Origin of the sequence: Candidatus Pristimantibacillus lignocellulolyticus (genome assembly GCA_023639215.1) — a bacterium.
Lineage (GTDB): Bacteria > Bacillota > Bacilli > Paenibacillales > Paenibacillaceae > Pristimantibacillus > Pristimantibacillus lignocellulolyticus.
The window spans coordinates 774,032-787,142 of record CP097899.1; the positions used below are offsets into that span (position 1 = coordinate 774,032).

Consider the following 13,111-nt stretch of genomic DNA (forward strand, 5'->3'; position numbering starts at 1 on the left):
AAAAGTTTGATTCTAGAAGCTTAAACCCAGCCTCTTGCTTCCATTGCAGCAGAGATGCGTTTAATTGCGATCATGTATGCAGCTTTACGAAGGTTTACATTGTATTCTTTCGCAAGATCACGAACTTCCTTATATGAGTTAATCATAATTACTTCTAGTTTTTCAAGTACTTCTTCTTCGCTCCAGTAATAATTCATCAAGTTTTGTACCCACTCGAAGTAAGAAACCGTTACGCCACCTGCATTTGCAAGTACGTCAGGAATAACGATAATTCCTTTTTCAGTAAGAACGCGATCAGCTTCAGGAGTAGTAGGTCCATTAGCTGCTTCAGCTACGATTGTTGCTTTAATAGCTGCTGCATTTGAAGAAGTAATTACATTTTCAAGAGCTGCAGGGATAAGAACAGTTACATCAAGTTCAAGTAAAGCTTCGTTTGAAATATGGAATTCTTTGCCATAGTCAAGAATAGAAGCATTATCTTTAAGCTCTCCAACTTTAGCAAGATCTAGTCCGTTAGGATCGTAGATACCACCTTTAGAGTCACTTACTGCTACTACTTTACAACCAGCTTCATCAAGAAGACGAGCTGCGATACGACCAGCATTACCGAAACCTTGAATAGCAACTGTAGCTTCACTAGCAGTTTTACCCATATCTTCAAGTGATGCAAGAATTGTATATACACAACCTTGAGCAGTTGCTTCATTACGACCTTTAGAACCACCAAGAATAAGCGGTTTACCAGTAATTACACCAGGAGAGTTTACACCAGCAAGTTTGCTGTAAGTATCCATCATCCAACCCATAGTTTGAGCATTAGTGTATACGTCTGGAGCAGGAATATCTTTTTGAGGACCAACGAAAGCAGCAATTGCTTCCATGAAACCACGGCTAATTCTTTCTAGTTCACCTTTACTATGCTCACGTGGGTTACAAATAACTCCACCTTTACCACCACCGTAAGGAAGGCCAACTACACCACACTTAAAGCTCATCCACATGGATAGTGCTTTTACTTCGTCCAATGTCACATCTGGATGGAAGCGAATTCCACCTTTAGTAGGACCAATTGCATCATTATGTTGTGAACGGTATCCTTCAAACACACGTACAGAACCATCATCCATTTTAATTGGGAAGTTAACTGTAAGAACACGCATAGGACGTTTCAATACATCCGAAATATGCTCCGGCAAATTAAGTAGTGCTGCTGCTGCATCAACTTGTTGTTGTGCAATCTCATATGGATTTAGAGTTTCTTGAATAACTGATACTGTCATAATAGATCTGCCCCTTATAAGTGAATTCGACCACCTGTTTGTGTCGTTTGTTACATCATACTCCTATATTTATATTTTGGGAAGAATAATGTGTGCATATAGTGCAAACTTTTTTGGTAATATTACATTGTAAACTAATATAACATTATGGTGTAATATAAGTTTATGATTAAGAATAGATTATGTAACATTTTGAATGTATTTACCATTATTTAATAGCATATTACATTAAAACCACTTACATCACCTAATCTGTGACAGGTATTTATAAGTTTAATTATCAACTATCGTTAGTTTTTTCATTAACGGACTAGCATTTCCGATAAACCTATCGATACTTTATATGTAATAGTACTGTTTACATCTCGACTTACGATCATATCGTTCACAATTCGTTCATATTTAATAGCTTAGAAAAAGCACTGTACAAAAAGTGCAAACTTCTAAATTTTATTATTTTCCCATTAAAAAAGAGTGCTTCCCTTATTAGCGGTTAACTAATGTTGGAAAAGCACTCTTTTCAAATTTGCATTTTTCTACATTATAAAGATATTCAAAACAGTTGCTTGTCAGCGCTAAGAAGATGCCATGAAGCTAGGAAAGTGAAGCGCGTAACGTACGTTATTGGTACTTGAGCACTTACAATGTTTCTATAAGAAACATACTTCGAAAGCTTTTGCTTAACGACCGATGAATGGCAGCTTCGACGTCGAATCCACTACGAAGTCAATCATCGCGATCACAAGTGAGTGTTTTGAACTACCTTTTCCAATAAAGGTTCAAAACAGTTGCTTGTCAGCGCCGAGAAGATGCCATGAAGCTAGGAAAGTGAAGCGCGCAACGTACGTTATTGGTACGTGAGCACTGGATCGACCGATGAATGGCAGCTTCGACGTCGAGTCCACTACGAAGTCAATCATCGCGATCACAAGTGACTGTTTTGAACTACCTCTCTACTTGCGATGCATTTTGAACTCCAGGAACAGCTCATTATAATGGCTCAACATTCTCGGTCCAAGATTCTCATACACTTCCAAGCGGGAAGTCAGTTCTTCATCGGGATAGAAGCGCTCATCACTTGAAATCTCCTCGTCTAGTAACTCCAGTGCAGCATCATTTGGCGTAGAGTATCCTACATAATCTGTATTTTGCGCCGCTACTTCTGGATCAAGCATGAAGTTGATGAATTGATGTGCACCTTCAATATTACGGGCAGTTGAAGGAATAACGATGTTATCAAACCAAAGGTTAGAACCCTCACTAGGAACGATATAATCGAGTTTTTCATTTTCATCCATAATCTCCCTGGCATCACCAGACCATACTAATGCAGCAGCAGCTTCTTCATTAGCCATTAGCATCTTGATCTCATCACCAACAATCGCTTTTACATTAGGCGTAAGTTGAGATAGCTTCTTAAGCGCTTCTTGTAAATGTTCTTCATTCGTGTCATTCAAAGAATAACCTAACGAATTCAACCCCATGCCAATAACTTCACGTGCGCCATCAAGCAGAAATACTTTATTGTCTAACTGCTCGTTCCACAAGTCATCCCAACTTTCGAACGTTAGATCACCTACAAGTTCTGGATTATAGACGACACCTACAGTTCCCCAGAAGTAAGGAATGGAATATTCATTGTTAGGATCAAAGGAAAGATCAAGAAAATTAGGGTCTATATTTTTCAAATTAGGTAGCTGATTATGATCAATTGGCAGTAATAATCCTTCTGCCTTCATCTTATCTAGCGCATATTCCGACGGGATACTTATATCAAACGTTGTACCACCTTGCTTAATCTTCGTCATCATCGCTTCATTCGAATCAAACGTTTGGTAGATGACTTTAATACCTGTTTCAGATTCAAAACGTTCAATCAACTCAGGATCAATGTAATCTCCCCAATTATAAATCGTTAACGTGTTATTTCCAGAGTAACCTTCACTCCTATTCATGTAATTAACGAGATAGATTAAGGCGAAGCAGACAACAAACACGAGAATGAACATTCTTGATATTTGTTTCATTGTTTAGCCCCCTTATCTTCTAAACGGTTATTACGTTGGTTAATGAAGTAATATCCAATAACCAGTAATATCGTGAATAAGAATATAAGCGTTGACAGGGCATTAATTGATAGTGAAACCCCTTGTCTAGCGCGGGAATAGATTTCCACTGCTAATGTAGAGTATCCATTACCTGTTACAAAGAATGTAACCGCAAAATCATCTAAGGAATAAGTTAATGCCATAAAGAATCCTGCAAAAATACCCGATTTAATAAATGGCATAATAACACGAGCAATAACATGCCATGTACTCGCTCCTAGATCACGTGCAGCGTCAATTAAGGAATCGTTCATTTCCTGTAGCTTTGGTAGCACCATAATAACTACAATCGGAATACTAAATGCAATATGAGAAAGCAATACCGATACAAACCCAAGCTTCACACCTACGATTGTAAACAAAATTAGGAACGAGGCTCCAATAATAACATCTGGACTAACGATCAAAACATTGTTAAGCGTAAGCAATGTTTGTTTGGACTTACTACGCATAAAGTGAATCGCAATTGCACCAAACACGCCAATAATCGTGGAAATGGCTGCTGATAATAGCGCAATAACGAATGTATTCAACACGATTATTAATAGACGCGTATCTTGCATCACTTCTTTGTAATGATCTAATGTGAACCCTTCAAAGCCTGTCATTGTTCCACCGCTGTTAAAGGAATACACCATTAGATAGACAATTGGAGCATACAGCACGATGAATACTGCAATGAGATATATACGAGAGAACTTTAATTTATCGTTTAACAAGAACTATCCCTCGCTTCCTAAGACCCATGAGCAACATAACAACGACCATGATAATAATTAAGAAAACGGCAATTGTTGCCCCCATTCCCCAGTCTTGTGTCACTAGGAAATGCTGTTCAATAGCAGTACCAAGCGTAATTACTCTATTCCCAGCTATTAAACGAGTAAGCATGAACAGTGACAGCGCAGGAATAAATACGGCAATACAACCTGCCTTAACACCATCTAAAGTTAGAGGGAAAATAACTTTGCGAAATGTCCCCATTGAGGACGCACCGAGATCTCTTGCTGCATAGATAAGAGATGGATTCATTTTCTCTAATGCATTGTAGATCGGTAAGATCATAAACGGAATAAAGATATATACCGATACAAAAATAAAACTGAAATCGGTAAATAAGATTTGACGATTTCCAATACCAATCGTTTCAAGCACTGCATTGACCACACCATACGTACCAAATATACCGATAAATGCGTATGCTTTTAACAACAGGTTAATCCAGCTAGGTAATATGATCAGTAATAGCCATAATGACTTATGCTTCGTTTTTGTCAATAAATAGGCCGTAGGATACGCAATTGCCAGTGAGAATATTGTTATGAGCAATGCATACCAAAATGAGCTCAATGTCATCTTCATATAGACTGGTGTGAAGAACTTTTGATAATTTTCAAATGTGAATGCTCCTTCAACATTAAAGAAAGAGTAATACACGATTAGAATAATCGGAGCTATTACGAATAAAACAATCCATAAAAAATAAGGAACCAAATATATATTGCGAGTTCTAGCTTCCATGATTCATCTCCTTAGTTGGAGACGCTAACTCCTTATGATCAACTTCACTATCTTCATATGATTCCAGTCGTTTATCAAATTCTTCTTCTGTCTCACCTAGTCTCATAACGTGAATGGCTTCTGGCTCAAAATATAGACCAATACGTTCTCCAACAGTTGCTTTCCGAGTACTATGTACTAGCCATTCATTGTTATTATCATCATAACAACAAATTTCATAATGTACGCCACGGAACAACTGTGAATCTACACGAGCATGAAGTTGACTACGATCCAAGCCAACGATTTCAATATCTTCAGGACGAATAACAATATCAACCGTTTCATTGACATTTAATCCTTGGTCCACGCATGGAACAACTGTGTCAGATATCTCTACCTCAAAGTCTTTAATCATCTTACCCTTTACAATATTTGATTCTCCGATAAAATCAGCGACAAATCGGTTAATCGGCTCATCATAAATATCGATTGGTGTACCAGACTGTTGAATAATACCACCATTTAATACGAAGATTTCATCAGACATCGCCAATGCCTCTTCTTGGTCATGTGTAACAAATATGAAAGTAATACCTAATCTACGTTGTAGTTCACGTAATTCATATTGCATCTCAGTTCTTAACTTGAGATCTAATGCAGATAACGGTTCATCCAACAACAATATCTGAGGCTCATTCACTATAGCTCGTGCAATCGCAACACGTTGACGTTGACCGCCTGACATTTCTGTAATTTCACGATTTTCATAACCAGCTAAGTTAACAAACTTTAAGGCTTCTGCCACTTTTTCTTTAATAACGACTTCCTTCATCTTTTTGATACGTAAACCAAATGCAACATTTTCAAATACATTAAGATGGGGAAAAAGAGCATAATCTTGAAACACCGTATTCACTTGACGCTCATTAGCAGGCAAGTTATTAATTACTTTTCCGTTAAAATAAATATTCCCTTGGCTTGGTGCTGTGAATCCCGCAATTAAGCGAAGAATCGTCGTTTTACCACAGCCCGAAGGACCTAGCAACGTATAAAATTTACCACGCTCTATCTCAAAGCTGACATTTTTTAGAACGGCAGGGTCACGCTCATCATATTGTTTTGAAACACCTTCAAAACGAATAATCGTTTCTTCCATTTCTTTGACTCCTTTAACTTTGCAATTAAGGTGATTATACATGATTATCATCTTTTTGTGTTCATTATTAGACATCTACCATCTATATTTACTTAATTTCTACATAAATCATTAAAACCATGTATCACATCTACAAAATGCTATCCATATATTTATATTACTAGTATCTTCCGTCAAAAAAGAGCCTCAGCTTGAACAGTAAGTACTGTCAAACTAAGGCTCTTCCATTATCTATTCAGTGATTGATTGAAACTTCTTTTTGAAGCTTACATTCATATAAATGTAGCTTAATACTGAACATACAACCATTAATGCTAACAACGGCCATACACTACTCCAGAACATGTCCATATCGCCACTAGAAATAGCTTGTTTGAATCCTGTCACCGTATATGTCATCGGTAAGAAAGGATTAATTGCTTGTAACCAATCCGGTACAAGTTCAATCGGGAATGTTCCAGCTGAACTAGTGAGTTGCAGAATTAGCAAGACGATTGCAATAAATCTTCCCACATTGTCCATCGTCACACATAACAATTGAATTAACATCATGTATGTCAAACTCGTAATAATTGCGAATAAGAAGAATGCTCCAACATTTACTACTTCCAAATCAAGAATTGGTAAAATAGATGCACCTAGAATTAATGCTTGTAGAACCGCAATTAACCCAACCACTGCTGTTTTACCAGCATACCAACTTCTTCCGTTTTGTGGTTTCAATGATGGTTCTCTCATAGAATATACGACAGTTAGCAACATACAACCAACATATAATCCAAGGGAGATAAAGTAAGGAGCAAATCCTGTACCGTAGTTAGGTACACTAGAGTAAGAACTTGTCGTTAACACGACTGGCTCAACGAATTGATCCTTCATCTGCTCAGTTAATGTAAGATTTAGTGATTCTCCATTCGCATCGCCTAACTTGGATGCAAGTTCATTCGCTCCTTCATCAAGCGTTGTTAAACCTTCAACTAATTCCTTATTACCGGCAACTAATTCTTTACTACCTGAGACGAATTTATCACTAGAGCCTTTAAGTGATTGTAAACCTGTAGCTAACTGGGATGACCCTTCTTTTGCAGAAGTGATTCCTGTAGCTAATTGACTTGCTCCTTGCTTAGCTTCAGTTAGTTTCGTAGCTAATTGATTTGATCCAGTTGATAAGCTACTCAATCCATTAACAACTTGCGTGGAACCAGCTATTAATTGATTCTCACCTTGTTCTTGCGCCAACAAACCATTAACCAATTGTTCACTTCCAGCTAATAATTGTTGGAAAGAGGCATTAGCTGCTAAGTCACTGTTCTGACTAGCTAATTGTTGTAAGCCTGCTTGTAATTGCATCGCACCTTGTTTCAAGGATGTTGTACCTTCACTTATATCATTAAGACCAGTATCTAAAGTTGCATATTGTTTGGCTAATTGCGAAATACCACCGTTTAACGTTGTAGCACCTTCAGTTAATTGCGATATCCCACTACTTAAATTGTTACCACCAGTTTGCAAAGTACCAAGACCGCTAGATAATTGCGTTCCAGCAGTATTTAACTTCGTAGCACCAGACTGTAATTCAATCAAACCATCAGCTAGCGTTTGTTGACCTGCAAGTAGCTTCGTTGCACCTTCCTTAGCTGAATCCGTACCATCTGCTATCTGATGTGCTCCGTCACTTGCAGCTTCAATGCCTTCAAGTGCTTCACCAATCTGTTCGTAAATAGCAGTTACATACGTTTTAGATATTTGTTGATTAAGCAATGTTGTCATCTGAGCTGCGGCTGTACCGCCAATTTGACCTGCTAGGAAGTTATACCCCTCATTCGGTGTATAGATCAACTCAGCTTGTTGGGGATTATCTCCCACTAGTGAAATAGCTTGCTCTGAAAATTTTTCAGGAATTTCAATCGTTATATAGTAATAATTATCTTTAAGTCCTGCTTCTGCTTCTTGCTTGCTTACAAACTCATAATTAAAGTCTCCCGACTCTTTCAACTGATCGACGAACTCGTTACCAATTGTCATTTGCTCCCCGTTATACTCCGCTCCAACATCTTCATTCACAATGGCTACTGGGATTTTATCAAGCTTAGCATATGGGTCCCAAAATGCTCCTAGAAATAATGCTGAATATAGCAGAGGAATTAACATTACTGCTATAACTGGTATTACAATTTTTTTGTTCCGAACAATGCTATTTAGTTCCGAACCAATTTGACTACTTCTTGACATTCTTCATCCACCTCTAGATATTTTGTCTGACTGACCATTTTCCTCAATTGGTCATTTTATTTGAAAAGAAAAGGCCTCTCTATGAGATAGCCAAGCCCTTCTCCAAGTAAAACCGTAATCGTTGTGCGATTTCTTGCTTTTGTAGTGTTTCGTGCTTTGCACTCCACTCTACAGCAAGCGCAGTATATAATCGAAGCATAACAAATGCGGTCATTTGGGTATCGCAGGCTTTAATCTCATTACGATTAATAGCATGCTCTATTTTACCAGCAATATGCTCAATGATTACCTGCTCCATCTGAACTAATGCCTCATTTGCCATTGGCGTACCAATTTCTCTTACTTCTTGAGTTAATTTCAGCGCCAATTCATGTTCCTTACGGAATTCAAGAAGTTCGTTTAATGCTTCAGTTAAATTATCGAAGAATGATCGATCATCGCTAATAACTTTTTCAGCAACATACTTCATCTCTAACAATAATTTGTTCATTACTTCTTGAAACAATTCTTCTTTGTTCGCAAAAAATGTATATATCGTACCTTTACCAACATTAGCGATTTTCGCAACTTGTTCCATTGTTGTTCCTTTATAGCCAAATAAAGAAAATGACTTTGAAGCAGCATCTAGAATTAAAGATCGTCTATCAATGGACATGTCATCACCTCCAAATTACTGAAATATGATACCAAGAGTTTTGTTGTATTGTTTGAACTCTTATGACCTAGTGACTACTTGACTATATGACCAAAAATCATTATCGGTCAACTGGTATTATTATAGTGCTATCGTTTCTTTTTTGCAATACTTTTTCTAAAATATTTTAAGTTCACCCTCACATTGGCACTTCGTTATGAATAGAGCTATAATGTAGATATACTATTTACACACCACCAAAGGAGAGAATATTAATGACATATAATGAAATCACCTCACAACAACAATGGGAAGAAGCATTTGAACGTTCTAATGATCACCCTATCGTTATTCTAAAACATAGTACAACTTGCCCTGTAAGTGCTAATGCACATGATGAATTCACCAAATATTTGTCCGACAAGCCTCGTGAGGACGTTGAATATCTAATGGTTAAAGTTATAGAATCTCGCCCAATTTCTTTACAAATCGCAGAAGATACAGGTATCAAGCATGAATCACCTCAAGTTATGATGCTTGATAAAAAAGAAAAAGTATGGAGTGCTACTCATTGGTCAGTAACGAAAGCACATATCTCTGCTGTATTAGACTAATATTAATCAACATATGCTCAAAGTGACCATATTTATAGAAGTTTTATCAACAAAACAATAAAACATACAATACGCCAACTATTAAAGAGGAATTCTTCCTTAATAATAGTTGGCGTATTTATGTTACTCCTCGTTCTTGAATCATCTACATTAGCAAAATCATCTTGATCACGATGAGATGTTTTGAACTACCTTACAATGAAAGTTCAAAACATTCGCTTGTCAGCACCAAGAAGATGACCCACAGCGAAAACGAGTAGCACAGCGTACGTATTGTGTACGTAAGCACACACAGGCTTTCGATGGGAGGCATATTCGCCGCCGACTATGCTACGTTAGCATAGTCATCGTGATCACGAGTGGATGTTTTGAACTACTACTAATAGTAGAGATTAAGCTTATATTTCTTTCCATATTTAGCCCCATAATGAATAATCCTCGCTAACATAACTCGATCACGCATAATAACGAACATCCGATGATCTGGATAAGTGTTAAACTCTACAATCCAAGGACGAAGTTGATGGTCAATGGCAATATCTATTCCAATCTCATTTTGATCTTTGAAATGTTTACGCACTTGATGCATAACGGCTAGACTCAACTTTTCCATTTTCGGAATGACAATGCTCTGTTGTCTTGGAGTCAATAAGCTATCGATTGTACCAATCGCTCCACCGCCACCCCCATTACTTACGACACGTCCACGTTGAGAGATACGCCCTGCTATTCCGGTTACTTCAAAGCCACCTCTTGGACTTTTCTGAACAACTACACGAAAATCGAATAATCTGCCTTGATGACGAAGAGAATGTATCCCTTTCTGGACAACATAAACTTCACCCTTCATTTTACGTGACAAGAACTTAGTCAAATCCTCAAAATTCGCATATGAAGATATCGTCATACCCGAATGGCTAATAAATCTACCATCTTTTAAGGTAACTCGAATAACCCCTCTGCCAAGTGAACCATTTTTGGGCTTTATATATACCATCCCATATTTTAATAGCATTAATTTTAATGTTGACCTAGAGTAAGTTTTCGTAACTGGAATATGACTCTTAATATAGCTATTGCCTAACAAGATATTAGTTTTGATCATTTTATCTGCTTTCCGACCTCGCCTCTTAGCAGCTATTCGCACATTCCTTCTCCAAATAAAATTAAACATAGGCGATTCGCCTCCCTTCTCAATAGCTTCATAATAAGGTATGAGAATAAAACAAGTTTCGCCATGGTCATATAACTGCATTAGGAACGGAATACTAATATGTGTTAAAATACTAGTTAAACATATACATAAAGGAGAATACTCAATGAATTTCAAATCATTAACCGTATTACTAGTAATGTTACTTGTTCTTAGTGCTTGCGGAGAACCAATTACGAACAATAGTACTAGCCAAGGCAGTACAGGAAATGCCACTGCTACACCAACGCCAACACCTACTCCTGAACCTGAACTTGAACTACTGGATTCAAGTCAACATCCTGAAGTTACGATTGAGATGAGTAATGGCGGGATCATTAAGCTTGAACTATATCCTGAAATAGCTCCAAATACGGTGAGCAACTTCGTCTCATTAGCTCAACAAGGTTTTTACGATGGTCTTATATTCCACCGTGTTATGCCTGACTTTATGATTCAGGGCGGTGATCCAGAGGGTACTGGAATGGGTGGCCCAGGCTACAATATTAAAGGTGAATTTACGGCAAATGGTTTTGAAAATCGATTGAAGCATACACGCGGTGTAATTTCTATGGCACGTAGCCAAAGTATGGACAGCGCTGGCTCACAGTTTTATATTGTACAAGCAAAAGAAACGCCTCATTTAGATGGTCTATATGCTTCTTTCGGTATGGTGACAGAGGGCTTAGATGTAGTTGATGAAATTGTATCTCAGAAACGCGATACCCAAGATAAACCACTTGAACCATTAGTAATGACTAAAGTAACCGTTGATACGAAAGGCTTGGAATTAGCTGAACTAGAAAAAATGTAGATGAGAGGAGAATACCGGTATGAATGAAGTGCCTATTGCTAAAGTAAGAAGCAATCAAATCGGAATTGTCATCACATTATTAATCGCTATTATTGCACAAATGCCTTGGCTCATCGCGATTGTATGGCTTATTCAAGTTATGACGAGGTTACTCGGTTCGGGAGCAAATACTTTTGTTATCATTTTAGAACCGATTGCCCAAAAGATTTATGGGAAGAAAGAAACAGAAGCGGCTGAGCTACAGAAATTCAATCTTTCTTTAGGAATTACTTTTCTATCGATTTCACTAGTATGCCTCTCGCTTAATTGGATAACAGCAGCTTACATTGTCGCAGGCGCGATGGGGTTAGCAGCACTTGCTGCATTACTAGGCTATTGTATTGGCTGCACAATTTACTATCAGTACAAGAAATATAAAGCAATGCGTAAAAACACCAAATCACAATAATATGAACATATGGAATCAGACGCTTATATAAGCCTCCTATAATTTTGTATGTGAAATACAATTAAATATGAATATTTAACAAAACGAGTCATCCCATTCAGGATGACTCGTTTTGTTGTTGTTAACACTGTTATTTTCATTTGTTACTGAGCAGTTTGCAGTTCCCTATCATCAACAAGTATTAATTGACCAGTTGCTATTGCGATACGTTGCTCATGAATAATGAGATCACGTAACATTTCAAAATCAGGTCGAACAATAAGATTCTCTTGATAAGCTGAACGGCGTGCAAATGGTCGACGTGCACGATTCAAGTTTTCAATAATACCTTGCCCCGTTTGAATTCCTACTCCATGACCAAAGTATAGATTTTTGTCTAACATTACAGCATTCTCACCTTGCCATTCTGGATGACGAGGATGAAAATCTGGATTGCGGAAATAACAAACATCTCCTGGATAAACATCATTAAGATCATAACTTGATACTAACCGAAGATCATAATCCTTCTGCCATTCTCGTAAAAACAAGTCTTGGAAGTAGTAATTGAAAGTAGGATCACCGATTGTTTCAAGCACAGCCTTATAATACAAGATGATAATCGCTCCTGAGCATTCGAAAGCATAATATTCCCCATTAATAAATATATCTCGAATGGCATCAGCAGGAGTTACATCACTTCGTAATAAAAAACCACCATTAGGTGTTCTATTCCAATAGCGCGGATTACATCTAGAATTCGAAAACACAGCAAATTGAGCGCCACTCTCATACATTGCATGTGATGCTTCAACTGTATGTCTTCTCATTCTCAACTCGAATAACAAAGCATCTAATGATGAGTATTCGTAAATCACTCTACTCGCAATCTTCCATCGAACAATATTTTGCTCAACTAAAGGCAAATTCTCAATATCCAGCTCATCCATCGAGCCGTTTGTAAGTACGATCACATTCATAACCTCCTACGTCTATGCATCGTTAGGTTATTGTACGCCCGCACTCACTAATTGGTGAACGTTTGCCTATTTTTTGTTTATATTGTAGTTCAAAAAGCAGACTTTGATAACGATGATTGAATTCGTAGGTAATTCGGCATCGAATATGAAAGCCCGCTTTTTGAACCTCTA

General features: G+C 37.5%; 12 protein-coding genes. 3 read left to right on the forward strand and 9 right to left on the reverse strand.

The features are described 5' to 3' along the window. Window positions 1-20: 20 nt before the first annotated feature. The 7 genes from NAG76_03145 to NAG76_03175 all read right to left on the reverse strand — a co-directional run bounded on the left by NAG76_03145 (window position 21) and on the right by NAG76_03175 (window position 8,934). Window positions 21-1,280, reverse strand: a complete 1,260-nt coding sequence (locus NAG76_03145) for a Glu/Leu/Phe/Val dehydrogenase (protein ID URN95272.1) — start codon at window positions 1,278-1,280, stop codon at window positions 21-23. A 953-nt stretch (window positions 1,281-2,233) separates the two neighbouring features. Then, window positions 2,234-3,307 carry an ABC transporter substrate-binding protein gene (locus NAG76_03150; GenBank protein ID URN95273.1) on the reverse strand — a complete coding sequence of 358 codons (1,074 nt, stop codon included), beginning with the start codon at window positions 3,305-3,307 and terminating at the stop codon, window positions 2,234-2,236. Beyond that, entirely contained in the window at window positions 3,304-4,107 is an 804-nt protein-coding gene (locus tag NAG76_03155; protein URN95274.1) for an ABC transporter permease, read from the reverse strand. The genes NAG76_03150 and NAG76_03155 overlap by 4 nt, the downstream gene beginning before the upstream one ends. Further along, window positions 4,094-4,909 (reverse strand): ABC transporter permease, encoded by an 816-nt coding sequence (locus NAG76_03160; GenBank protein ID URN95275.1) that lies wholly within the window; start codon window positions 4,907-4,909, stop codon window positions 4,094-4,096. Before NAG76_03160 ends, NAG76_03155 begins: the two co-directional genes overlap by 14 nt. Next, window positions 4,899-6,047 carry an ABC transporter ATP-binding protein gene (locus NAG76_03165; GenBank protein ID URN95276.1) on the reverse strand — a complete coding sequence of 383 codons (1,149 nt, stop codon included), beginning with the start codon at window positions 6,045-6,047 and terminating at the stop codon, window positions 4,899-4,901. Before NAG76_03165 ends, NAG76_03160 begins: the two co-directional genes overlap by 11 nt. Before the next feature lie 231 nt (window positions 6,048-6,278). After that, a complete protein-coding gene (locus tag NAG76_03170; GenBank protein URN95277.1) occupies window positions 6,279-8,279 on the reverse strand; it encodes a YhgE/Pip domain-containing protein in 2,001 nt (666 codons plus the stop codon). A 79-nt stretch (window positions 8,280-8,358) separates the two neighbouring features. After that, complete coding sequence (locus tag NAG76_03175) at window positions 8,359-8,934, reverse strand: TetR/AcrR family transcriptional regulator (protein ID URN95278.1); 576 nt, start codon at window positions 8,932-8,934, stop codon at window positions 8,359-8,361. Window positions 8,935-9,188: 254 nt separating this feature from the next. Here NAG76_03175 and ytxJ point away from each other — a divergent pair, with 254 nt between their 5' ends. After that, window positions 9,189-9,527, forward strand: a complete 339-nt coding sequence (gene ytxJ / locus NAG76_03180; GenBank protein URN95279.1) for a bacillithiol system redox-active protein YtxJ — start codon at window positions 9,189-9,191, stop codon at window positions 9,525-9,527. 379 nt (window positions 9,528-9,906) lie between these two features. Here the strand turns inward: ytxJ and NAG76_03185 are convergent, their stop codons facing one another. Further along, window positions 9,907-10,701 carry a YheC/YheD family protein gene (locus NAG76_03185; protein ID URN95280.1) on the reverse strand — a complete coding sequence of 265 codons (795 nt, stop codon included), beginning with the start codon at window positions 10,699-10,701 and terminating at the stop codon, window positions 9,907-9,909. Window positions 10,702-10,846: 145 nt separating this feature from the next. Between NAG76_03185 and NAG76_03190 the strand changes: the two genes are divergently transcribed. Both NAG76_03190 and NAG76_03195 read left to right on the forward strand, forming a co-directional pair. Continuing rightward, complete coding sequence (locus NAG76_03190) at window positions 10,847-11,533, forward strand: peptidylprolyl isomerase (protein URN95281.1); 687 nt, start codon at window positions 10,847-10,849, stop codon at window positions 11,531-11,533. Window positions 11,534-11,552: 19 nt separating this feature from the next. After that, a complete protein-coding gene (locus tag NAG76_03195) occupies window positions 11,553-11,981 on the forward strand; it encodes a DUF4395 domain-containing protein (GenBank protein ID URN95282.1) in 429 nt (142 codons plus the stop codon). A gap of 143 nt (window positions 11,982-12,124) precedes the next feature. Here the strand turns inward: NAG76_03195 and NAG76_03200 are convergent, their stop codons facing one another. Further along, window positions 12,125-12,934: a protein-glutamine gamma-glutamyltransferase gene (locus tag NAG76_03200; protein URN95283.1), complete on the reverse strand. Its 810-nt coding sequence runs from the start codon at window positions 12,932-12,934 to the stop codon at window positions 12,125-12,127. Window positions 12,935-13,111 lie beyond the last annotated feature (177 nt).